Consider the following 25557-nt stretch of genomic DNA (forward strand, 5'->3'; position numbering starts at 1 on the left):
CTATTTTCTTATGCTCTCTTTGGAATTGTCCGTGATCCAATATTCAGGACAATTTAAAAGCAGAGCCTCTTCCTCAACTCTATAGTATTTAATACGCTGATTACCCGAAACATCCTTACCAGTATAAACAATATGCATGTATCCTTGTTTATCTAAATACGCACAAGGATCTATGCTATAATTCGCATCAATAAGTTTAGGATGATTCCAAGTTAATCCTTCATTATAAGAAGGAAAGCATGTTAGCCCATCTCCATCAGGAGCACTATTAGCAAAAAGAAATAATCTCCCGTTTCTCCCCGATTGAACAGCAATACTACTATTATAACTTCGCCAAGGAAGGTTCTTTAATTTTGACCAAGAAATTCCACGATTTGTAGATATTGACATGCAAATATAATTCTCTTCCACAGAAGCATTTCTACAAAAAAGTGCCAACTTGTTTGAAGCTAAAGATACAATGGCAGGTTCTATAGGAACTTGATTCCCAGTCTTTCCTAAAATAGGACCAAAACGTCCTTCCCAAGATCGAGAACAGAAATTATAAATTTCTACCCAGGAAGCTCCTACAAGCTCTTGATCTGTTAGCATCCCATAGATACTATATGAGGGAATATATATTTGATTTCTTATTCTATCCACATAAGGAGGATTTCTTGTTGTTCCCTCTAATCCAGGAGGTAAGAGTCTGTGTTCAGACCAATTTTTTCCTGCATTAAAAGAAAAAGCTAGATAAGGATGACTCACGCTCTCTCCAAAAAGTTGCTTTCTATAAAACAACCATATTTCTTGAGAGCTAATTCTTACCAATACAGGTTTAGAAAAACTCGCGGATTCTTGAGGGAAAATCTCGCTAGGTTCCGACCATAATCCCCGATCACAATACCTTCCTATAAGCTTGCCGCTCTCTTGCCAAACAACAAGAAGTTTGCTAGAGGTTTCGACAATTGTAGAGGAACTCGAAATGCTATTTTCAGAAGATAGCCACAGCTCCTCATAAGGCTTATATTCTCCAGAACATAAACTCAGCGGAGAAAATATGAGTAAAAAAATCCAGAATTTCCACATAAATGCAACCTAAAAATAAAAAATAGGAAGCATGTTATAAAAATTTTAGAGTTTTTGTAATGAGCAAAAACAAGTCATCTCTAAAACTTTCTAATACACAGAAGGAAAATCGGTTTTACCTCTGAAAACACGATAGATGTAGACTCCATAAGCTATAATAAATGGTAAACCTACAAGTACGATTACCAAAAGACTCTGCAATGTTTTCGTACTTGCTGCTGTATTATAAATAGTATAGCTATGCTCAGGATCTACAGTAGAAAATAGAATATTCGGAAAAATTAAAGTTACCGTTGATAGTATCAATAGAAGTAAATTCAATGACGAATAAAGAAAAGCACAGCCGTAGCGTTTTCTGGATATACAAGTTTTAGTTGCTAGACAACTTCCCAAAGTCATAGCGAGCAACAATATCAATACCGGATATGTAGGAACTCCCGTAAAACTTCCTACCTGAAAAGAGTATCCTTTTATCTGCGGTATCATAGCAAGAGTAGCACCGATTAAAAGGAGATAAATAACTAAAAATGCGGACAAAACATAAGAAAAACGCTTAATGATCCGCTGTTGCAACTCTCCTGTAGTCTTCATTAAAACAAAAGTAGCTCCATGAATTGCAAAAGCACTAACAACGAGAGCACCGCATAGTAATGTATAAGGACGGAAAAATAGCACCCAAGATAAAGAAGAATAAGGAGTTGTAGGAGATATAGGCAGTCCTAAAATCATATTCCCTACCAAAACTCCTAAGAAAAAGCTAATAGCGATTCCTGATATACAAAAAACAATATCCCAGAACGCTTTCCACTTTGTAGATTCTGCCTTACTACGAAATTCTAAAGAACATCCTCGGAAGATATAAAGTAAAACTAATGTCCATATTGGCATGTAAAAAATTGATAATAGTGCACCATAAGCCGGTGGAAATCCTGCAAAAAGCCCGCCAAAAATAATAATTAGCCACACTTCATTACCATCCCAAACAGGCCCTATAGAATTAAGTAGTGTACGTCGCTCATTATCAGCACGAGACATAAAGTAAATCGCACTTAAACCTAGATCAAAACCATCTCCCAAGGAGTAAGCAAATACTGCAACTACTAATATAACATACCAAGCTATCGGCAACATTGAAGCTAAAGAAAAATCCATGATCATACTTCCACCTCATTAAGATCGTTTTGATCGGGTCCTCGTTGTATTTTCTTCCATAAAAGAAAGAGGAATAAAGATAAGAGACAAACAAACACTAAACTAAATAAAATAAGAGTTTGAACAACCTGACCTCCACGTATTATAGGAGAAACAGCATCACTGGTTTTTAATAAACCGTAAACTACCCAAGGCTGCCTCCCCATTTCTGCAGCAAACCAACCCACTTCATTACATACTTCAGGGCAGAGAATAGAAAATGAGAGTATAGATAAGATAAAGGATTTTAACGCCCAGCGTCTTTTCCTATAAGCACACCAAGCAATGATGGCGAGGAGAACCATTAATCCCCAAAGCATAACCATTAAGTGATAGAATTGGAAAACTAGCTGCACATTAGGCCACTCATCTTGTGGTATTTGATCCAAACCAACAACGGGAGTTTTAGTATTTCTATGGACTAAGAATGAAAGACCTCCAGGAATAGGCAAGCCTATAACTTTTTGATTCTTTACATCAACATAACCAAATAGATAAATTGGGCTATATTCTTCAGTTTTAAATAAACCCTCAAAAGCCGCTAATTTTGCAGGCTGATTTTTAGCAACACCACGTGCTGTGACATCGGCAGACCACAATTGTAAAATAAGTACGATAATCCCAGTAATTGCACCTAATTTTAATCCCTGACGAGCAAATTCTACATGACGTTGCTTGCGTAAATAATACGCACTAACACTAATTACGAGGAAAATTCCTGACAACCAAGTCCCTAACACAACGTGAATATAACGATCTATACTTGAAGGAGAGAAAACCACTTGCCAAAATGAAGTCATTGTAGGAACAAGCTGCCCATTGTGCATAGCCATTTCATAACCTGAAGGCGTTTGCATCCAAGAATTCGCGCATACAATCCAAAAAGCACTCATATGAGCTCCTAAAGCTACCATACAAGTAGAAAAGAAGTGCATTTTCTTAGAAACCTTATGACGTCCAAATAACAAGACACCTAAAAATCCTGATTCTAAGAAAAAGGCAAAAACACCTTCACTGCCTAAAAGTGTTCCGAAAACATTTCCAGTATACTCAGAAAATCTTGACCAATTTGATCCAAAAGAAAAAATTTGCATGATTCCAGTGACAACACCAACAACAAACGTTAAAGCAAAGACACCAATCCAAAACCAAGTCATCTGTTTATAAATATTCTTCTTCGTAACTAAATACAAGCCTTCCATCAAAACAAGCATCATACTGAGACCCATACTCAAAGGAACAAATAAGTAGTGAAAAGCAATAAATAAACCAAACTGTATTCTAGATAAAATCACCGTGTCCATATGTCCGCCAGAAATCCGAGAACAAATAAAAAAGCTGTAATGTGAAGTATATAACAAACTATTGCAACTATAAAATACTTTGCTGTTAACATTTTTCTCTATATGCTACAGTATTATATTACCTTCTTTTAGAAAACAGTCGCTTGCCTTTAAGGTGAGAATCTCTTCGAGTATTCTATTCTAGGAAACTAGTAAAGCTATGCCCATAGATATTACTTACTATACTACTCCCTTATTAGAAATTATTCTGATTTGGGTAGTGTTAAATTATCTTCTGAAGTTCTTTTGGGGAACTCGAGCCATGGACGTTGTCTTCGGCTTGCTTGCCTTCCTGTTTCTATTTGTCTTAGCAGATAAGCTACACTTTCCTATAATCAGACGACTAATGCTACATGTTGTTAATGTCGCTGCTATTGTTGTTTTTATTATTTTCCAACCAGAGATACGCCTAGCCTTGTCACGTGTGCGATTTCATGGAAGAAAATTTGTTATTGATTTACAGGATCAATTTATTGAACATCTTACCTCATGCATCTATCAGATGTCAGAGAGACAGGTTGGAGCTCTTGTTGTTCTTGAAAACAAAGATTCCTTCGATGAATTTTTAAGTTTCTCTTCAGTAAAAATTAATGCCGATTTTTCAGAAGAACTTTTAGAAACTATTTTTGAACCTTCTTCTCCTCTTCATGATGGGGCCGTAGTTCTTAGAGCAGAAACGATAGCTTATGCGCGGGTTGTTCTCCCCTTGGCTCACGATACCACACAATTATCTCGTTCCATGGGAACACGTCACCGTGCAGCTTTAGGAGCAAGCCAACGTACTGATGCATTAATTATCATTGTATCTGAAGAAAATGGCTATGTATCGTTATCTCGTGATGGGATTTTGACACGCGGAGTGAAGATGGACAGATTCAAAGCAGTATTGAGAAGTATCCTCACTCTAAAAGAACAAAAACGCAAACCCTTTAGCTCATGGATTTGGAAAAAATGATCGATTTCCTTTCTCGTTTTTTCATGCGCAATTGGCTGAGAAAAGTAGTATCTTTAGGGTTCGCCATTATTATTTGGGTACTCGTCGGACAAACGGTAACCATTACCCGCACCTTAAATAACGTCCCCGTACGTATTATTGATCTTGATCCCGATCAAACAGTCTTAGGATTACAAAGTAATGGTCTATTAGATAAAAAAGTTTCATTAACTATCACAGGAAATAAAAATACCGTCCACGATCTTCGCCCGACGAATCTAGAAGTGGTTATTAGTGCTACAGGACATACGGAAAGCTGGATAGCTGCTATTGATAAGTACAATCTTGTTAGCCTTGATGGTGAAACAAATATTCGTAGAGATATTCAAAGTGTCTCAGCTGATGATATTTTTATTCGTCTGACACAATATGTTACTGAAGACATTACAGTAACAATCACAACTCCTGTAGGCAGTCCTCCTAAAGGCTACGAGTATTTAGACGTTTGGCCTAAGTATCTTATCCAGAAAGTCAGTGGTCCCAAGGAATACGTAAATGCCCTTAAGGAACAAGGTTTAGAACTAACTTTTAATTTGAATAAGGTGTCTTTCGAAGAATTAGAAAGAAATCGTATAGCTCAAGGGAATCACGATGAGATTATCTTCCCTATTCCTGAAGAATGGAAAAAAATTCTTATACCTTTTGGCAATACTAATACCTATGAAAATCTCAACGACCCTCAAGCAGATTTCTTACGTTTACTCTTTTTAAAACAGGAATTTATTCCTTTAAATCTTAATCTTCCTGTTTTGCTTTTCTTCCCTGTAAAATATAGTAACATCTTCAATCCTCAGGCCTATACTTTAGAACCTTCCCATCCTATTATTCTTAATCAAGGTATCTACCAAATAGATATTCCCCTATATGCAAAAGATGTTAGCAAGCTTTTCTTAGATGTTGTTAAAAATAATATCGCTCTGGCTATTGTCATGGCTCCACCTCACGGGAATAATTCTGTAAACTGGGCTGTAGAATTTATAGATGAAAAAACTCTTGAAGATACTTTTGTTCAAGCTATCATGGCTCAAGAACATGGTATTCTCCACGACTTCGCTCTAATTGATGAAACTGGAATACGTCATCGATTCCGCGAATATTTAAGGAAACTATCGTTATTCGGAAAAGATGGGTCTCCATTAAATCTTTCAGCAGAGATTTCCCATAACAAAGTAATTATTCGTTCAAAACCTATAGAAACCTCCAAGCTACATAAAAAAGAATGGTAGATCATTAGATCCACGTATTAGATGTTCACAAATAGAAGTTTGTGTAATTAATAATATAAAAATTATAAAAACAGTTGGAAGAGTTATCGAAGCTATTATAGTGTCGATAATAGCTCTTTCAACTATGAAAGAGCTCGATCTACCATAAATAAAGAAAATAGTACCCATTTGTTCCCAATCTCCTGTTATACTAAATGGAGTAGGGATCCTAATTTATGTTAAAGAACATACGTCGCGCCAAACAAACTATTATAGATTTCTTCGTTTATTATTTAGGAATAACGTTAATCGGAATTTTTAAATATATTCCCCGCTCTCTTTTATGTCGTTGTGGAAGAGCTTTAGGAACTGTCATTTTCTATACAATCTCTGATTACAGAAAAACAGCACTTACAAATCTGGCTCTTGCTTTTCCTGATAAGCCTTTTAAAGAAAGAAAACGCATTGCTAAGCATTCTATACAGCATGTCATGATCACTGTTTTAGAACTATTGGCAGTAGAAGGACTGATTGGAAATCTAGATAGTTTAATTTCCATAGCAACTGCAGAAACTCATCCTGAAGGGTTCTGTAATAATGAAGTTCTTACACAAAAAGAATTAGAAGATACGTTTTCTAAATTAAGTGAAAACGAGGGAATCATTTTATTTTGCGGCCATCAGGCAAACTGGGAACTTCCTTTCCTTTATATTACTAGAGATTATCCTGGTTTAGCTTTTGCAAAACCGATAAAAAACATTCGACTAAATAAAAAAATTTTTTCTCTAAGAGAGACTTTTAAGGGAAAAATTGTTTCTCCAAAACAAGGGATACATTCCGCACTTCAAGCTCTACAACAAGGACATGTTATTGGTATAGTCGGAGATCAGGCACTACTCATATCCTCATATGCTTATCCTTTATTTGGAAATGAGGCATTCACAACAACATCTCCAGCACTACTCGCCTATAAAACAGGAAAACCCGTAATGGCTGTATCGGTTTTCCGCAATAAAAATGGATATACTATTATTCCTAGTAAGAAGTTTTACGCTGATAAATCTTTACCCATTAAAGAAGCAACTTCTTCGCTTATGAACAATCTCATGAGATTCTTAGAAAAAGGCATCGCTCACAAACCTGAGCAATGGATGTGGATGCATAAACGATGGAAACGAAAACTCGTTAGCAATCTGAAAAAGAGACACGCTTACAGCCATATTCTCGTTATTGCTAATTATGCAGAACTTAAAAACTATAAGAGATTTCTTACTGATCTTGCTGATCTCTATTCAGGGGCTCTGTTAACACTAGCTTTAGAAAATCAATCCAATGAGAAGATACTTATAGACTATCTTCCCCAATATACTATAAAAGAATTCTCATCTCCTGCAGCTCTTTACGACTTCCCTAATAGTTTCCCTGCTATTTTTGATCTTGCGGGACTCCCAGCAACTCTACATAAACATTTCAAAATAACAGGCTCCTCGATTCTCTACACACGAAAAGCACTAGAGAAGAAATTACCCCATCCCCAAGCATCTTTAATTACGGCATTAAGTAAATTCTCAAAAAAATCTTAACAAGAAACGAAAGAAATTTTTTTGATTTTTTTCTTGATTTAAGAGAAAATGTTCTTTGCAATTTTTAAATTAAAAGAATCTTATGTGCTTAACAGAATGTTTAGGATCTACGTTTGAGTGTACTCTTAACTGTGTTTGCTTTTGTCAGGACTCTCAGAAAAACAAGCGTATTCTTGCATTGATTTCAGCATTAGCATTTGCAATATTAGCAATAGCAGCAATTGTTGTTTTCTCATTAATATGCGCAGGAACTATCCACGTTCCCGATACTCTATGGGGCATTAGTAAATATATTCTCACACCAGTACTCCTGGCAATAGCACTTGTTACAGCTTCACTATCTGCTGGATGTTTTAAAGCAAGAAATCGTTTTGCGACTACCACATAAAATTAGAGCATCAGCTTATTTACCTGATGCTGTGATGATATCATTTACCGTTGTCAACGTAAGGTTATTGGTATCCTTCATTTGAGCACCACGACTTAAAACTAAAATCTTATCGTAATTTGATAAAATTCCTCGTTCAATTCCATATACACAAGCCTGATGTCTCCATACTGTGCGATCAGACTCTTCCGTAAGCATAGGATACACTCCCCACTCTAAAGCAAGCCTATAGTACACAGATAAATTTGGAGTGACAGCAATAATCGGAAAACGCGGACGATACTTAGAAAGGAAAATCGGAGATCCCCCCGATTCTGTATAAACAATAATGGCTTTAGCATCAGCCTTCTCAGCAATTTGAATTCCTGATAAACCTATAGACTGAAGATAAGGAGATACCTTAACTGCACATTCACTATCATTAAGTTCTAAGAAAGACATGTAATTGAGATTTTTTTCTGTCTCTTGAATGACAGAACGCATAATTTTTACAGCCGCCACAGGATAACTTCCCGAGGCAGTCTCTCCTGACAACATTACTGCAGAGGTACCATCATAAATAGCATTGGCAATGTCAGAAACCTCAGCACGTGTAGGCAAAACATTACGAATCATAGATTCTAACATTTGTGTAGCAGTAATGCAAAAACGTCCCGTTTCACGGGATACTTTCGCCATGAACTTCTGTAGAGTAGGAACTTCAACAACGGAGAGCTCAATCCCTAAATCTCCACGAGCAATCATAATCCCATCCGACACTTTAGCAATCTGAGAAAAATTTTCTACTCCTAAACGATTTTCTATCTTAGCAATAATTGGCATATCTGAACGCCCTGCATCTGCTAGGCACTTCCTCATACTTTCGATATCCTCAGCATAACGAACAAAAGAAGCAGCAATAACATCAATGCCCTGAGCAACCCCAAATTTAAGATCATTGATATCCTTATCCGTCATAAAAGGAAGAGCTAAATCAATCTCTCTTATACTTAAAGACTTGTGCGATTTCAATTCTCCAGAATTGATAAATTCTAATTCTAATTGACCATCACTAACAGATGTCACAACAGCTTGAATATATCCATCATCTATCAAGACATCAGCACCTTCACGCACATAAGGGAAAACACATTGAGGATGTAGAGTAATTCCACCTTCCGCAGATCCCTCGATCTCTTTTCCTGTTAAGGTAATTTTTTGCCCTCGAGATACTTTGATTGGCGTTGGGATCTTTCCTAAACGAATTTCTGGACCTTTAGTATCTAACATAATCGCTAAAGGGGCACCTTTCTTCTCTCGCAATTCCTTAAGAAGACAAATTGTCTCTCCATGACTTTCATGAGTACCGTGACTAAAATTTAATCTGGCAACATTCATACCCGCATCTAAAAGCTTTTCAAGCATTTCTGGAGTATTTGTTGCTGGACCTATAGTACAAATGATTTTCGTTCTTGCGATCATACTTCCCTAATTTCTCAAACCAATCAAAAACTTATTTACCCTAGTAGCTAACATGGATCTCTTAATACAAAAATAATTTGAAAGACTTCAACAATATCTGACACGCTTCGCTACACAAGATAAGATACATGATTCGATCTTAATTTGTATGTTGAAATACTTAACATTATACTATTTTATGGAAAACATAGATTATACTTAGTTTCTTAATCCTGGGAAATGAGTAGTTTGCTTTTTTTCTTTCTATAAAGTTAAAAGTGAATCAAACTAGTTGCTACGTGGTTATAATTATTCATGTAGAACATCTCTCCTTATTTCCTAAATTATTGTGAGATCTATGTCCAGCCTGCCTGTCCGTATTTCTGGTATTACAGTTAGAAATCTAAAAAACATCTCCATAGAATTTTTTCCTGGGGAGATTGTCTTACTTACTGGCGTATCAGGATCTGGGAAATCTTCACTAGCCTTTGACACCATTTATGCAGCAGGAAGAAAACGGTATATAGCCACTTTATCATCATTTTTTGCTACAACCCTATCTTCTCTACCTGATCCTACTGTGGAAAAAATCCAAGGATTATCTCCAACTATTGCTATTAAGCAAAATCATTTTGCCTATCATGCGCACGCCACTGTTGGAAGCACCACAGAACTTTCACAACATCTTGCTTTATTATTCTCTCTGGATGGAGAGGCCAGAGATCCTCGTACAAAAGAAGTCCTTCATTTACAAAGTAAGGAAAAAATTCTCGCTACACTTGCCAATATCCCTGATGGAACACAGGTAACAATTCTCACTCCTCTAATAGATAAAAGCATAAATTCTATTCAAGAATGTGTAAGACAAGGATATACAAAAATCCGTATAAATAACGTTATTTCTTCTATTTATCCCTTTCTCTCTTCTCCTCTTGCTGAAGATACTCCTATAGCTATTGTTATTGACTCTTTCATTAAAAATGAAAGTAACAATGCACGCATGAAAGTTAGTTTATTTTCGGCTCTTAATCTAGGGGAAGGGCACTGTTCTATAAACACCGAAACATATGAAGAAACCTTTTCGACACAGGTACACATTCCTGAAACCCAACAGACATATACACCATTAACACCACAGTTATTTTCTCCCCACAATCTCGAAGATCGTTGCATGAAGTGCCAGGGATCAGGAATCTATATCACCATCACAGATCCTTCTCTCATTCAAAATGACTTATCCATCCGAGAAAATTGTTGTAAGTTAGCAGGAAATTGTTCTACTTATTTCTATCATACTCTTTATCAATCTCTCGCGGATACTTTAGATTTTAGTTTAGATACTCCATGGGGAGATCTTCCCAATTCTATCCAACATGCTTTTCTTTATGGTAAAAAGCATCTTATTCTTCCTGTACGTCTTTTTGATCCCACATTAGGGAAAAAATCCCTATCACACAAACTTTGGAGAGGTATTCTTAATGACATTGGAGAGAAAGTCCGTTATGGAGCAAAACCCTCAAAATTTGTTCCTGAAGGGACAACAGCAACACCTTGTCCTACATGTCAAGGCACCGGAATTGGAGAATATGCCTGTGCAGCCATATGGCAAGGAAAGACTTTCGTAGATTTTCAGAAAATGCCTCTTGATGAGTTTTTTGCTTTTATATCTTCTATCACGACTACATCAAATTCCGTTCGTGAAGTATTAGATGGTCTAAAGAACCGCCTTTCTACATTGATCAACTTAGGACTCTCCTATATTACTCCAGAAAGAACACTAGCAACATTATCAGGAGGAGAGCAAGAACGCACGGCTTTGGCTAAGCATTTAGGAGCTGAGCTATCAGGAATTACCTATATTCTCGATGAACCATCCATAGGACTGCATCCTCGCGATACACATAAACTGATTCAAGTAATTCAAAAATTACGCGATCAAGGAAATACCATTCTTCTTGTTGAGCATGATGAACAAATGATCTCTTTTGCTGATCGTATTATCGATATTGGTCCACGAGCGGGGATTTTCGGAGGCGAAGTATTATTTAATGGATCACCTAAAGATTTTTTAAAAACTGGAAATTCATTAACAGCAAACTATCTGCGTCATGAACTTACTATAGACATTCCTATAAGACGACCTAAATCAAAAGCCACGCTTACGCTTGCTCATGCCACGACAAACAATTTAAAAAATGTCACTATCTCTCTACCTCTAGAAAGAATAACGGCAGTAACAGGAGTTTCAGGATCAGGAAAATCTTCTTTAATTAATGATACACTCGTTCCTTCTATGGAACGCTTTATTCAAGGAAATATAGACCCCCATTTATATGTAGAAGGAGGGGTCATAGAACGTGTTGTACATATTACTCGTGATCTTCCAGGTCGTTCGCAACGTTCTATTCCACTAACATATATTAAAGCTTTTGATGAACTTCGAGAATTATTTTCCCAACAACCTAAAAGTAAAAACTTGGGGTTAACAAAAGGCCATTTTAGTTTTAATCTTTCTTTAGGAGCCTGTATAGAATGTCAGGGTATAGGATCTATAATCCTTGATGACCATACCCAAATTCCCTGCCCACTCTGTCATGGAAAACGATTTCAATCTCAAATCCTAGAAGTGCATTATCAAGGAAAGAATATCGCTGACATTTTAGAAATGACAGCATATGAAGCTGAAAAATTTTTCATATCTACTCCACATATTCATGAAAAAATTCATGCATTATGCTCCTTAGGTCTTGATCATCTTCCTTTAGGAAGAGCTTTATCAAGCCTATCAGGAGGAGAAATCCAAAGATTAAAACTTACCTATGAGCTACTTGCTCCTTCTAAAAAACCTACTCTTTATATTCTTGATGAGCCGACAACAGGATTGCATACTCATGACATTCATGCTCTTATCCATGTTCTCCAATCTCTTTCCCAACAAGGACATACTGTAGTAATTATAGAACACAATATGCATATTGTGAAGATCGCTGATTATGTTATTGAACTTGGTCCCGAAGGAGGAAATCTCGGTGGATATCTCTTAGCCTCATGCTCTCCTGAAGAACTGATTTCCCTAGACACACCTACAGCAAAAGCTCTGCGCCCCTATTTTAAAAAGATTAAAGCTCTGCCTAAACTAATTAAAAAATCTCAAAATAAGCATCTACTCACAGATATTTCTATTCAAGATGCCTATCATCACAATCTCAAACACATTGATATGACTCTCGCTCGCAATGCTCTGACAGCAATCTCAGGGCCTTCAGCATCAGGGAAACATTCTTTAGTCTTTGATATTCTTTATGCTGCAGGAAATATTGCTTATGCCGAGTTATTCCCTTATTACGTTCGCCAAACTCTTATTAAGAAAACTCCTCTACCACAAGTAGAAAGCGTTCGAGGATTATCTCCAGTCGTTGCGATAAAAAAAATGGGAATACGAAAAAACTCAAAACATTCGTTAGCTTCATCTTTAGATATTACTAATGGTCTTGAGAAACTCTTTGCTCTGCTAGGAAAACCTCATTGTCCATTAACAGGTAAGCTCCTTGAAAAAATTACTCTACAAACAATTGTAGATAAACTTTTCCAAAAGTATGAAAATTCTTACGCAACAATAACGGCACCTATATCTCCTGAAGAAGATTTATCCATTGCTTTGGAAATGAAGAAAAAAGAGGGGTATTTAAAACTCTTTGCCAATAATGAGATTTATGATCTTGAAGAACGTCTTCCAGAAATTTTAGAAAATCCAGCGATCGTTATCCAACATACGAAAATTTCCAGAAATCATGAATCCTCTTTGTTGTCCTCATTAACTTTAGCTTTTTCATTATCGCCAACAATACGATTACATATTCATGATCATGGAAAAATAAAATGCTCTCTATCTTATACTCTAGGTTGGCAAGATTCCTTAGGCAACAGTTATCCAAATATCACACGCAAACTCTTATCCCGAGAACATGTCGAAGGACAATGTCAGCAATGTTGTGGATCAGGAAAAATCTTAAAACTCTCTTTAATGAAACATAAAGATAAAATTCTCAACTACTCTCCTATAGATCTCTTTAGGTTATTTTTCCCCGATAGTTCTCCAAAACGTGTAATTGATCTTATTAGAGAACTGAAAATTTCCTCATCCACACAAATTCAAGATCTTGATATCCCTACTCAGGAAAAATTATTTCAAGGAACTCAAAAGCATGTAGGACTAGAAAGAATTCTCATAGAACAATTTAATCTTATTCCCTCATGTCCTCTTTTACATCCTCTAATTATATCCGACATATGCTCAGCATGCTCAGGATGGGGAATCCATACCTATGCGCAACATGTACGCATAGGAAAAACTTCTCTCATAGATATCTACCAAGAAGATACTAGTTTCCTCAAAGATCTTTTAATGACTATCCATGATGATCAAGCACAACCTATCATTCAAGACCTACAAAACCGCTTAGGATTCATTGACAAGGTCGGATTGAGCTACATTACTTTAGGACAACAACAAGACACCTTAAGTGATGGCGAGCATTACCGCTTACATCTAGCAAAGAAAATCTCTACAAATCTTACAGATATCGTTTATCTTCTTGAAGATCCTCTATCAGGACTACATCCTCAAGATATCCCAACATTAATCAAATTGCTTAAAGAACTCGTTGCTAACAATAACACTGTTATTGCTACAGACCGTAATAATCTATTAAAACTTTACGCTGATCATACCATAGATTTAGGTCCGGGATCAGGACCTCAAGGAGGCTATCTAACAGCCCAACCACCCTCATCTATAGAAGATGCCGATCATAAAGATGTGCTCCCTAAAGCAACTTTAGACGTGCATCTTTCGATTCACAATATTTCTAATCTTCATGTACAAGCTCCTCTTCATAGTCTTGTAGCTATTGCTGGGGCATCGGGATCGGGGAAAACTTCTCTATTAACCGAAGGTTTCTACAAACAGGCACAAAAACTTATAGACACTAGAAATGAGCATTTCTTCAATGTAGTGTTCTTAGATTCTCATCCCCTATCTTCTTCACAAAGATCAGACATCAGTACGTATTTTGATATTGCTCCATACCTAAGAAACTTTTACGCTTCGCTTACACAAGCAAAGGCCTTGAATATTACAGCAAGCATGCTTAGTACAAATACAAAACAGGGACAGTGTTCAGATTGTCTAGGCTTAGGATATCACCTAATAGATAGAGCTTTTTATGCTTTAGAAAAACGCACATGTCCTACATGTTCAGGATACCGCATTCAACCTCTATCTCAAGAAGTTGTTTATGAAGGCAAACACTTTGGGAAGCTGTTACAAACTCCTATTGAACAGATCCTTACTATCTTTCCTTTTCTTAAAAAAATCCAAGCACCGCTACAAGCTCTTATAGATTCAGGGCTTGGCTATCTTCCATTAGGTCAAAATCTTTCTTCCCTATCGCTAAGTGAAAAAATCTCTGTAAAAATTGCCCGTTTCCTCCATCTACCTCCTAAAGAACCCACGCTATTTCTCCTAGATGAAATAGCCACTTCCTTGGATATCAATAAGAAATGCCAACTGCAAAAACTATTTCGCACGTTAATATCCCAAGGACATTCTATTATCTATGTTGACCACGACATACAGTTGTTAAAACATGCCGATTATATTATAGAACTTGGACCGGGATCTGGGAAACATGGAGGAAAGGTGCTCTTTTCAGGACAGCCTAAAGATATGGCGACTTCTAAAAAGTCGATATTAAAAACATATATGCGTGAATTATAAAGGACGCTCTATAGAGAGAAGATCATAAGCAATACGACAATTGTCACGTTCTTCACTATTTCCTAAACAATGGAAAAAGATAAATTTCTGTAAAAGCAATTGCCGACGTTCTTGATAACTCAGCTGCTCTTCACAAATACCTAACGGACTACAAAACACTCCAATTAATGTCTGTGGAAATACAGAATCTTCTCGACATCCTGAAAGATGTAAATAAGCTAACGAACTATCCTCAGCAAGTGCTAACCAATAACCGTAAAGAACAAAGGCGTGGCTATTACCGTCTATCCACAAAGATTCGTCATAATTAGATAAGAGATCATAAACTTTACTCCCATCTTTCATCCACAAATAAGCAAGTACTTCATAAGACAAAAGATATTCATAACGCTGCTTAGGGGAAATATACTTTTCTACTAATGTAATAGCCTTGAGAATCTCTTCACCTCTACCATGGATCAAAGCGTCTTTAGCAAACAAATCAAACAAATACAAAATCAAAACAGAGTCTAAATTTTCAATATGGTCAAAGACCTTTTCTGTAGATTCCTGAAGAGAGATAATCTTTAATCCTGAAAGGAAATATAGAAGCTGATCAGGGAGAATTTCTACGATTTCTTCATTGAAAGTCGTTGCCTGAATATTCTCACGTAAAATTTCTGAGTATACTTCAACAAACTCTTTATTCCCTAAATCCACAGCTGTATAAAAAATATCTGCAAGGGCACGATAATCTTTTAAATCCCAAGATCTTTGAAATAACCCTGGAAGAAATGAGGTAAATCCTGACCAATAACTCAATAGCAATTCCATTTTGGAAGAACGGAAATCTATAGGAGAAATGTCTAAATTACAAAATAGAGTATTTTGAATTTTCCCATGTAAATTTTGAAGGAAATGCTCTTCCTCAGAAGAATTTATAGATTCGGGAGCAACATGAAGAGCAAGAAGCATAAAGACTAAAGAGATGCGATGATGGCTATATAATGCTTCATGCAAACGATAGATAACATGATCACGAACACGAGAAATTTCTGGACGTTGACAATAGCGCTTTAAAGCTAATAATAAGCTTTTAACTTCTTCGTTATACTCTCCTAATCTTTGATATACCAAAGCTTTACCGAGGTACTCTAAAGGAGCTGCAATGCTATTGTGTAAAGTGGAAAACTCTTCAAGAGCTTGAGTGAATTCCTCACTATCATTACTTTCAGAGGCTTTTTCTAATAGAGCAATTCCTATACGAAATTGCGCTTCGTACCCTTCCTTACGTCCTGGAAAAGATTCAACAATCCTACGATAAAATGTAATTGCACGATCATATAATTTTTCATTAAGAAAGGCGTCGGGAACTGCTAAACAACTGACTTGTAAAGATCCACTACTTTCTAAAACAACAATATTTCCACAAACATCAGCAACATCCTGAATGATCACCCCAATACGTCCTCCCCGCGCAGGAAGATAATCCATATGAATCATCCACACGATATTATCGATGATTAATGATAAACGGTGATTTTGCTTTTCAAAAGCTATAAAAAACTTGTCCTTATTTTCATCTATATTTCGGGAAGTTTTTTGTATCTCTAAGCCATTTTTTACCAAGGATACAGACAATACATTTTCCTTAATGTGTAGCCAAAAACCGTAACCATGATAAAAATCCCCATGATCCACATCTTCAGAAGGAGGAAGTAAGATTCCAAAGCCTTCTTCTAATCCCTTCCGCAATAATGTATATTCCAGACGGACTTCAGAAAAACTTTCTATCTTGGAAATTGCTAGGCTATACCATAACGCTGGCGACACCTTTAGCATTGGGAAATATTTAGATAATAAAATAGATTCATGAAACTTCCAGCATTCTGTATCTTGAGTATGTAAAATAATCTTCGGAGTCCATTCGGGACTACCTTGTAAATGTTGTTCTATATCCTCTTTCAAAGCACTTACAGAACGATAACGCAATTTAGGATCTGATGCTAAAGCTCTCATGACTACTTGAGAAAGAAAAGGAGGAATCTCTCGATGAGGAGCAATTTCTTCAGGAAAACTAATTTGGTGACGAAGACTGATTTTCTCTCCCTTTTTCTTCCGATAGGGAAAAGACAATGTCAGCATTTGATAGAGAATTACTCCTAGAGAATAAATGTCTGTACTTTCTGAAGCTGGAGTACCTCGCAAGCGTTCAGGAGCCATATAATCAGGAGTACCTACGATCTTACCAGGAATAGTCATATTGGAAAACAATGATCCCTCAATAGGGATATCAATGTCTAAAAGGAAGTCTTCTACCATTTCTTTAGATAATGCAGCTCCCCAATCTAAAATAACCACCTCACTAAAAAGTCCAAGCAAAATATTATCAGGCTTAAGATCTCGATGAAGAATTCCTCGAGAATGTACATATTCTACAGTAGAACAAATCTTATGAAAAATGGAGAGGAAAGTCCCTACCGATGTTTGCTCAGCCAGATCTTTAGGAAGGGAATCACATTGCCACACACTCTTTAGTAAACTCTTAAGTGTGTATCCCTCTATGTAAGGCATTGTGTAGTAAACGGGATCACTATCACTACAAATCGCAAAAACAGGAACAACCCCCGGATGAACAAGATCAGCAGCAATCTTGGCTTCTCTAAGAAAACGTTTTTTTAATAACTCATTATCAGAGAGATCCTCTCGGATCCTCTTAAGAGCAACCTTACGAGAGCAAACAGGATCATAGGCTAAATAAACCTCTCCCATACCCCCTTTACCGATCATTCTGATAATATCGTAACGTTGCAAAAGTGCTTTGTCCTCTAGTTCTAAGAAAACGACGCTAGCTTATCAAGAATACTTTGTAATTCCATACGATTATTTTTTAAAGTTTCTTCTTTAGAACGCACAAGATCCGGATTAGCCTTTCCTCGGAAATTTTCACTATCTAATAAACGTGAGATACTTTCGATAGAATTTTCCAAACGTGTTTTCTCTTTTTCTAGTCGATTTTTTTCTTTGATAATTTGTTCTACAGGAACAAACACCCCAAGACGAATACCTTCAACAACTCCTAAACTATAGACACGAGCCTTAGGTTCTTCTAATAGATACTCAAGAGAAGCTATCCCACCAAGAGCGCACATCATAGGCACGTAAGCCTTGATAGAAATTCCCTCAGGGCAAATAACAAACACTTCTAAAGAAGTTCTAGGATCTATCTGCATCTCCCCACGAATATTCCTAATAGTATAAACTAACCTTTCTGCAAGAGCGAAAGATTCATGAAGATCCTTAGGAATAGCAATATCTATGACTTGTGGATAAGGAGCCACTACATAAGATTCTTCTCGCAACATATCTAAAGCATGTGCTGTGATAACGTCAGCGCATTCCTCGTTAACCTCACCTAGCCCTTCCTTTAGTTTCAGAAATAGCGTTTCTGTAACAAAAGGAGTTATAGGATGTAAAACACCTAAAATGTTCACAAGAAAAACTGCTAATAGCTTTTGCTTTGTAAGTCGGTCTTCCTCTCTACCCTGCTTTCCATAAAGTATGGGCTTGATAATTTCTATGTATGTAGAACAAAAATCATTCCTAAAAAATTCATATGCCAGAGTTGTTACCTTATCGAAAGCATAGCTTTGATATGCAGAATCTAATTGCTGTAACAACTGATTGAATCCATCAAGAATATAGTAATCTTCTAATCCTAAAAGAGTCTTATCGATACCATTAGCGAGATCTTTAGCGGTTAAATTAGAAATATGACCGAAGATAAACCTTGCTCCATTCCAAATCTTATTCGCAAAATTTTTGTATTCCTCAAATAGACGATAGTCAAGATCTATCTGCTCACCACGATTCGCACATGAGCATAATGTCATACGGACAGCATCAGCACCGTACTTAGCTATCATCTCTAAAGGATCAATAACATTACCTTTGGATTTGGAAAGCTTTTCCCATTTTGCTACGACATCTTTAGGAAGAGATTTCCCCATATCATAAGCATGTTTTTCTTCCCCAGAAATGTATGTCCATTCCCCAAGATCGTTATAACGCTTGTAAGACTTACCAAAAATTAACCCGTGCAAGAAAACATCGTCAAAAGGTTTCTCTTCAACCATAGCACTGCAAAGCAGTACCATACGTGTCACCCAGAAAAATAGAATATCATGTCCTGTAATGAGAACCGCTGTAGGATAAAACTTCTCTAAATCTCCAGATTCTACATCAGGCCAACCTAAACATGTTAATGGCCAGAGCCCGGAAGAAAACCAAGTATCTAATACATCAGGATCTTGATACCAAGAATCAGGATCTTGAGCAACCTCTTCGGGAATCCCTTCACCATCGTAACAGAGTACACGATCTTGATCGCTCTTATGATACCATACAGGAATACGATGTCCCCACCACAACTGCCGACTAATACACCAATCACGGAGGTTATTCACCCAAGAGAGATAATTCCGTGTAAATTCTGGAGGGAAAATTTTTATAGAATCACTGGCAACAAATTCACGTAAAGAATCTCGAAAACTATCTACGGAAACAAACCATTGTTTCGATAAATATGGTTCGATAACCGCTCCCGAGCGATAAGACACGCCAACCCTCAGTTTATAAGGCTCTTTTTTGACAAACAGCCCCATAGCGTCTAATGCTGTGATGATATCTTCACGAGCTTTCTCTTTACTTAATCCTACAAATATTCCCCCATTCTCATTGATCTCTCCAGTAGGAGTTAAAATATTTACCATAGGTAAATTATGATTGATTCCCATACGGTAATCATCTCGATCATGAGCAGGAGTAATTTTTACAGCTCCGGTACCAAATAATGGATCTACAGATATATCTCCAATTATAGGGATCTCGCGATCTACAAAAGGCACGTATACCCTAGCTCCTAATAAATGCCTGTAACGTTGATCATCAGGAGAAATAGCAATAGCTGTATCCCCTAGTAATGTTTCTGGACGTGTAGTTGCTACAATGATTTCTTCACCACTATCGGCTACTTTATAACGGATATAGTAAAGCCAACCATCCTTCTCTTCATACTCTACTTCATCATCAGCAAGGGCTGTTTGTAAAACAGGGTCCCAGTTAACAAGATAGTATCCTCTATAAATATGACCCTTATCAAAAAGTACCTTAAAAGCCTTCTTTACAGCACGATTCGCTAATGGTTCCATAGTGAAACGTAATCGAGACCAGTCGCAAGAACATCCTAACTGACGCAGTTGAGAAAGAATTACTCCCTCGCTCTTTTCTTTCCACTCCCAAACATGTTTTAGGAATTCTTCTCGAGAAAAGTCTATACGGCGTTTACCCAAGGAAGAATATAAATGTCTTTCTACTACGGTTTGTGTAGCAATACCCGCATGATCTGTACCAGGAACCCAACACACCTCGAATCCAGACATGCGCTTATAACGAATAAGAACATCTTGAAGAGTGTTCACAAGCGCGTGTCCCATATGCAAAATGCCAGTAACGTTCGGTGGGGGCATAATAATAGCATAGGGAGGCTTATCACTTGCTGATTGAGCAGTGAACATGCCTGACTCTTCCCAAAAAGCATAAAGTTTTTCCTCTAATCCTTTAGGATCATAAGCCTTGGGAAATTCATCCTCTTCCATAATTCTATATCCAAATCTTTATAATATTTTTAGATGTCGCAATGGTAAAAACCTAGATCTAAGAAGCGTCCACAGAAATAACTTCCATCCAAAGATGATGGCGTCTACTGACTATTTCTCTGTCTCCACTAGATAAAGAAACTTTATAAGAAACAATACCCTGGCGCTCTTCGTAATCATCACCTTTCAGACAATAAATACGATAACCAGAAAGTTGACGCACTTCATATGTCAATTTTTCTATCTTCCCATCACCATAGTACACCCAAAGATGTAGAGTTGCAGGGAGTATACTCTGCATCCGATAAGGCAGACTCCAGGTAACAACAACCTGCTGACCAAATATCTCATGAACACAGGCTTGTTCTATACCCAGATGTGCCGCAGCCGTATAGTCACTATCTACAAATTCTGTAAATGAGGATAACGAAGGTTGCGAACACGCTGATAAACATAGTACTGATACCAGAGGAAATAGGACTATGATCAATAAGATTTTAGAATAATAATAACGCAAAAACAAAAGCAAAGAGTGCAAACGATTCAACTATCCCAATAGATGCAAAAGATTTACCATAAATAGCTGAAGAACGCGCGTATGCTTGAATAGCGCTTACACAACACTTCCCCTGCATTACAGCAGATATTAATAATGCTATACCAACAGAAAGCCCCATAGCAATAGCCCCTATAGCACCAACCTTACCATCTTTAATCCCATCTCTGAGTAAAAGCATGAAAATCAATCCGTAGATAGATTGTGATGATGGCATGGCTGATAAGCCTATAATCTTTCCATGTCCCTCGTCAATTCGGGACATCACAGCATGCGAAGCCACTCCTGCCATACCACAACCAATGGCGCTGCCTATCATTGCTAAGCCCATGGCGAAAACAGGACCAACAACCGATAAATCAATCATTATGTACCTCTATATTTCATAATAATATCTCAAGAAAACCTTAAAAAATCAGTTCTTTAGTTATCTTGTTTGTAATTTAATTTTTCTAAAGATCTCGGATTCTATCAAACCGTAGAATTATTACCTAAATCTATCCCTAGGAATCCGCAACCTTATGACATACTACTTTTCTTAAAGGACGTAGGAGTTTCCCTCCTCCATCAAAACTGTAGTGATACCACTCAATGAAGTTTAATCTAAGTCCATGAATCACTCCGCCCATAATAGAAAGAAGTATATTCACCGAATGACCAAACAAAATAATAACGAAAGCTATAGCAGGAGGAAAACGGCTGCTAATCTGCACGATTGTTGTTCCTACCATAGCTCCTGCTAATCCTAATGCGTAGATACGCAAATAAGACAGAACATCTGAGAATACCTGAATAATTGCTGTAATCTCATCAATACCGCTAACACCACGTTGTAAAATAGCACCAGCAACTGCAAGGCCTATACCTACAAATACTCCGTAATAACCAATTATTCCTCCAAAATCATAAGGAACATGGAACAGGTAATGAATCAAAGACACTGATTGCAAATACAGAGGTAGATACAGATAGGCCCCACACATAAAAATAATCCACCCTAAGCCTGAATAACGCTGACGTATATAACGTAACATTCCCAGAGCCATATGAATCACTCCAATAAATAACGCCAACTCCATTAGGATGTTATCCGTAAACTTATCATAAACAACAGCACGCGCTACCGTCTCTCCACTAGATTTTTCCGTGGCAAGAAGAAACTCTTCTGGACTTTGTTTATCTTTCAATAAAGGATGTTCATTGACTAACTCTTTATATCCTTTAGGATGCTTGTCTAGATAATATTCTGCCTTTTTCAAAGCCAACATATGAGTAAGAGAATATTCTCTCAAAGGATTCGAAGGACTTATAGAAATCCCAAAAAATGACGTTGTGGCAAATCCCCAGCAAATACATCCCAATCCCAAAATGGAAAACATCTTCAAAAAACGTGCTAAGGGTTTAGAACCTTTCAGAGCACGACGCGCTTTAAACGTTATGAAAAGCGAAGTTGCTAAGAAAACAAGTCCATAACCACCATCATTAACGATCATAGAAAAGAAGAAGAAAAATGAGATAAACACCCATAATGAAGGGTCTTTATCTGAAGATGCTGGTGTATCATAAATGTTGACCAGATCTTCTCCGATACGTCCGAGACCACTATTTTCCAAATATGTAGGGACAATCTCATCAGGATCTGGAGCTACTTTATGTAAGCAAATATCAAACTGGTCACATAGTTTCTCTAGTTCTTGAATGCGATCAGAGATTACCCATCCCGAAATAGAAAAAATCTTACCATCAAAGAGTTCTTCTACACTATCTTCAGCATGTCTTAATCGTTGTTCATTATCATAATCACAAAGCCCTTCAAGAACATCTTGACGATAAGCATAAAGTTCACAAATTCTCGATTTCTTAAGATGAATATCTCTTAAAAGAACAGATTCTTTAGATTGCAATTCGTTAACAGAGTACGGAGAATCGATCTCTGTGAACTGATCTTTTGACAAGCCAACTACACCAATCACAGCATAGTAATCGAAATTATATGCCGTAGATAAGTAGAAGACATTTGGTTGCTCTACTTCTATATCTTGACCATCTACATGTTTTCGATAGAAAAATCTGATTGTTAAACCAGTTTTCCTTGTAAATTCGATAATATCATCAGAAGAAAATACCCCTAAAGGTTTAACTCTAAGAATCTCTTTCCTTAAAGCTTTCGTAGCTTCTGTTAAAGAAAGAATCTCTTGATGGAGAGAAAACACCTCATCTAGTATCTGCTCGACAGTTAGATTCTCAGATTTTGACAAGGATAAGTCAGCTGAAGGATATTCTCTTTTCAAACAATTTAGAATTTTCAAACATTCAGAAAAACGCCGCAATTTTTCAGCAGTAATAAATCTTTTATCAGAGATGAACTCAACTATTCCAAGTTCTCTACAAGCAGTAAAAAATTCTGATCGATTTCTTCCAATAAAGAGATACTTATCAACATTTACGCGCATTCGGATTCCTTCTTACGCTGCTCTATCTTTTTCTTAGCCATCTTTACTTGGCCAACATCTGTAATACTGCGATCACTTAAGAAAATTGCAATTTTCTTAATCATTCGTGTGGTCTCTGGAATCAATTTCTTCTCAAAGAGATTTACACGAATGGATACATTTCTTAATTCTTCTTCTAAAATCCTTTGCTTTTCTGCAGCCACTTCAGAACGCACTTTATTAATCACGAATTCTCTAGAATAGGCTACAAGCGTATCGATCCAAATGGGAGTATCTAAAACAGAATAGGAAGATTCTGATAGGACAATATTTCTTACTACAGGGACTTCTACTCCCGTAATATTTTCATAGTCCTTCTCGACTTTCTCTATATTAAAGCTATTTGTAATCGCATCAACATAAAGAGGAACACTATAAAGCTCTGCGAAAGCATAAATACTCTCTCTGGCTTCTTCATATGCTTGTATACTCTCACTAGCTTCTCGGATAGCATTAGCAACTTCTACTTGCAACAGCGCTTTTTTTAATTTTAATGTCGGTAAATATGTTTCCAAACGTGAGAGCTTTACTTTCTCTAAACGATAGGCATTTTTTGTTAGCTTTATCTGTGAAGACATGATTTCGGCCAATACTTATTGATCAATTGTTCCTTTATTCCTACTTCTTCGGAATGGAAACTTTGGGCAAGAATTTTCCAACCAATATCTAAAGCTTCTTCTAAAGGAATATTTACTTCTAAACTCATTAATCGTGTTTCGAAAAGCTCAGCAAATGCCAGTAACTTTTTATCCCAATTTGATAACTTAAAGCCCATAGACATTCTTTCAGCAGCTTTCCTAGAATCGGCATACAGCCGTATTAAGGAATTTGCAAGATCTCCATGATCTTCTCTAGTTACCTTACCAATAACCAATTGCTTCAAACGAGATAAGGATCCAAACGGGTCAATACGATTATTCTTCAGATAAAACTGTCCTTCTGTAATGAATCCAGTGTTATCAGGAACAGGATGGGTAATATCATCCCCGGGCATTGTAGTGACACTAATTAAAGTAATGGATCCCCCGTTTGCTATATCCACAGCTTTTTCATAACGCAATGCAAGATCTGAATATAAAGATCCTGGATATCCGCGGTTTGCAGGAATTTGATCCATAGTAATGGCGATTTCTTTTAAAGCATCTGCAAACGCCGTCATGTCTGTAAGTAAGACCAATACATTTTTATTACAATCTACAGCAAACTTCTCAGCACATGCTAAAGCCATATCAGGAATTAAAACACACTCTACAGGCGCGTCTACAGCTTTATGAATAAACATCACACATTTATCTGCAAATCCTAATCTCTTAGACTCATCAACAAAAAAGCTATAGTCAACGAACGTTAATCCCATGCCACCAATAATTACAATATCAGCATCTGTTTGTGCAGCGATACGCATTAATAAAGCATTGTGATTCTCTCCAGAAGAAGAAAAAATAGGAATCTTTTGCGACTTAACTAAACAATTGAAGACATCAATCATAGGAATATTGGTTTTCACCATATCCCTAGGCACAACACGACAGACAGGATTAAATGTAGGTGTTGAAATTTCAATCGGATCACCAAAACACTCCCCCTCGCCGTCAATCGGCTTACCTACACCGTTTAAACGTCTACCTATTAGAGATTCCCCATAAGTAATCTCCATAGAACGACCTAAAAAGATTACCCTATCTCCTGTCGACAATCCGGAAGTACCACCAAAAACTTGTAAAGTCACTTTCTTAGAATCAAAGCGTAAAACAGAAGCGTATGAAGATCTTCCATCTAATCTTTCGATTTCCGCTAATTCACCTAAACGTGCTCCCTCAGCTTCTACGGTTATTAAGTTTCCTTTGATGTCGGTAATTTTTGTATATATTGTCTGCATAAC

The 25557-nt window shown here is 36.9% G+C and carries 16 protein-coding genes; 5 read left to right on the forward strand and 11 right to left on the reverse strand.

All coding sequences use genetic code 11. The features are described from left to right. From H9Q19_RS00540 to H9Q19_RS00550, 3 genes are all read right to left on the reverse strand, one after another. Nucleotides 1-1068: an exo-alpha-sialidase gene (locus tag H9Q19_RS00540; RefSeq protein ID WP_213241197.1), complete on the reverse strand. Its 1068-nt coding sequence runs from the start codon at nucleotides 1066-1068 to the stop codon at nucleotides 1-3. A gap of 90 nt (nucleotides 1069-1158) precedes the next feature. Beyond that, nucleotides 1159-2220 carry a cytochrome d ubiquinol oxidase subunit II gene (gene cydB, locus H9Q19_RS00545; protein ID WP_213242013.1) on the reverse strand — a complete coding sequence of 354 codons (1062 nt, stop codon included), beginning with the start codon at nucleotides 2218-2220 and terminating at the stop codon, nucleotides 1159-1161. 2 nt (nucleotides 2221-2222) lie between these two features. Beyond that, the gene (locus H9Q19_RS00550) at nucleotides 2223-3563 is read right to left on the reverse strand and encodes a cytochrome ubiquinol oxidase subunit I (protein WP_213241199.1); all 1341 of its coding nucleotides are present in this window, start codon (nucleotides 3561-3563) and stop codon (nucleotides 2223-2225) included. Nucleotides 3564-3762: 199 nt separating this feature from the next. Here H9Q19_RS00550 and cdaA point away from each other — a divergent pair, with 199 nt between their 5' ends. The 4 genes from cdaA to H9Q19_RS00570 all read left to right on the forward strand — a co-directional run bounded on the left by cdaA (nucleotide 3763) and on the right by H9Q19_RS00570 (nucleotide 7772). After that, entirely contained in the window at nucleotides 3763-4557 is a 795-nt protein-coding gene (cdaA, locus tag H9Q19_RS00555; protein ID WP_213241201.1) for a diadenylate cyclase CdaA, read from the forward strand. Beyond that, the gene (locus H9Q19_RS00560) at nucleotides 4539-5822 is read left to right on the forward strand and encodes a CdaR family protein (protein ID WP_213241203.1); all 1284 of its coding nucleotides are present in this window, start codon (nucleotides 4539-4541) and stop codon (nucleotides 5820-5822) included. The genes cdaA and H9Q19_RS00560 overlap by 19 nt, the downstream gene beginning before the upstream one ends. Before the next feature lie 215 nt (nucleotides 5823-6037). Continuing rightward, on the forward strand, nucleotides 6038-7384 hold the full coding sequence (locus tag H9Q19_RS00565) for an LpxL/LpxP family acyltransferase (protein ID WP_213241205.1): 1347 nt from the start codon (nucleotides 6038-6040) through the stop codon (nucleotides 7382-7384). 82 nt (nucleotides 7385-7466) lie between these two features. Continuing rightward, nucleotides 7467-7772, forward strand: coding sequence for a hypothetical protein (locus H9Q19_RS00570; RefSeq protein ID WP_213241207.1), 306 nt, complete (start codon nucleotides 7467-7469; stop codon nucleotides 7770-7772). Nucleotides 7773-7787: 15 nt separating this feature from the next. Here H9Q19_RS00570 and pyk read toward each other — a convergent pair whose 3' ends face one another. Further along, nucleotides 7788-9233 carry a pyruvate kinase gene (gene pyk / locus H9Q19_RS00575; protein ID WP_213241209.1) on the reverse strand — a complete coding sequence of 482 codons (1446 nt, stop codon included), beginning with the start codon at nucleotides 9231-9233 and terminating at the stop codon, nucleotides 7788-7790. Nucleotides 9234-9570: 337 nt separating this feature from the next. On the opposite strand from pyk, the gene uvrA reads away from it, so the two are divergent. Further along, nucleotides 9571-14991 carry an excinuclease ABC subunit UvrA gene (uvrA, locus tag H9Q19_RS00580; protein WP_213241211.1) on the forward strand — a complete coding sequence of 1807 codons (5421 nt, stop codon included), beginning with the start codon at nucleotides 9571-9573 and terminating at the stop codon, nucleotides 14989-14991. Here the strand turns inward: uvrA and pknD are convergent. The 7 genes from pknD to H9Q19_RS00615 all read right to left on the reverse strand — a co-directional run bounded on the left by pknD (nucleotide 14986) and on the right by H9Q19_RS00615 (nucleotide 25554). Beyond that, a complete protein-coding gene (gene pknD, locus H9Q19_RS00585; protein WP_213241213.1) occupies nucleotides 14986-17784 on the reverse strand; it encodes a serine/threonine-protein kinase PknD in 2799 nt (932 codons plus the stop codon). The two genes, uvrA and pknD, sit on opposite strands and share 6 nt — an antisense overlap. Nucleotides 17785-17804: 20 nt before the next feature. Continuing rightward, nucleotides 17805-20627 carry a valine--tRNA ligase gene (locus H9Q19_RS00590; protein WP_213241215.1) on the reverse strand — a complete coding sequence of 941 codons (2823 nt, stop codon included), beginning with the start codon at nucleotides 20625-20627 and terminating at the stop codon, nucleotides 17805-17807. A 58-nt stretch (nucleotides 20628-20685) separates the two neighbouring features. After that, on the reverse strand, nucleotides 20686-21165 hold the full coding sequence (locus H9Q19_RS00595; protein WP_213241218.1) for a hypothetical protein: 480 nt from the start codon (nucleotides 21163-21165) through the stop codon (nucleotides 20686-20688). Next, a complete protein-coding gene (locus H9Q19_RS00600) occupies nucleotides 21125-21550 on the reverse strand; it encodes an ATP synthase subunit C (RefSeq protein ID WP_213241220.1) in 426 nt (141 codons plus the stop codon). The genes H9Q19_RS00595 and H9Q19_RS00600 overlap by 41 nt, the downstream gene beginning before the upstream one ends. A 136-nt stretch (nucleotides 21551-21686) precedes the next feature. Further along, nucleotides 21687-23636: a V-type ATP synthase subunit I gene (locus H9Q19_RS00605; RefSeq protein ID WP_213241222.1), complete on the reverse strand. Its 1950-nt coding sequence runs from the start codon at nucleotides 23634-23636 to the stop codon at nucleotides 21687-21689. Further along, nucleotides 23627-24253 (reverse strand): V-type ATP synthase subunit D, encoded by a 627-nt coding sequence (locus tag H9Q19_RS00610; protein WP_213241224.1) that lies wholly within the window; start codon nucleotides 24251-24253, stop codon nucleotides 23627-23629. The genes H9Q19_RS00605 and H9Q19_RS00610 overlap by 10 nt, the downstream gene beginning before the upstream one ends. Beyond that, a complete protein-coding gene (locus H9Q19_RS00615) occupies nucleotides 24238-25554 on the reverse strand; it encodes a V-type ATP synthase subunit B (protein ID WP_213241226.1) in 1317 nt (438 codons plus the stop codon). Before H9Q19_RS00615 ends, H9Q19_RS00610 begins: the two co-directional genes overlap by 16 nt. Nucleotides 25555-25557 lie beyond the last annotated feature (3 nt).

It is taken from the genome of Chlamydia crocodili (assembly GCF_018343815.1).
GTDB lineage: Bacteria > Chlamydiota > Chlamydiia > Chlamydiales > Chlamydiaceae > Chlamydia > Chlamydia crocodili.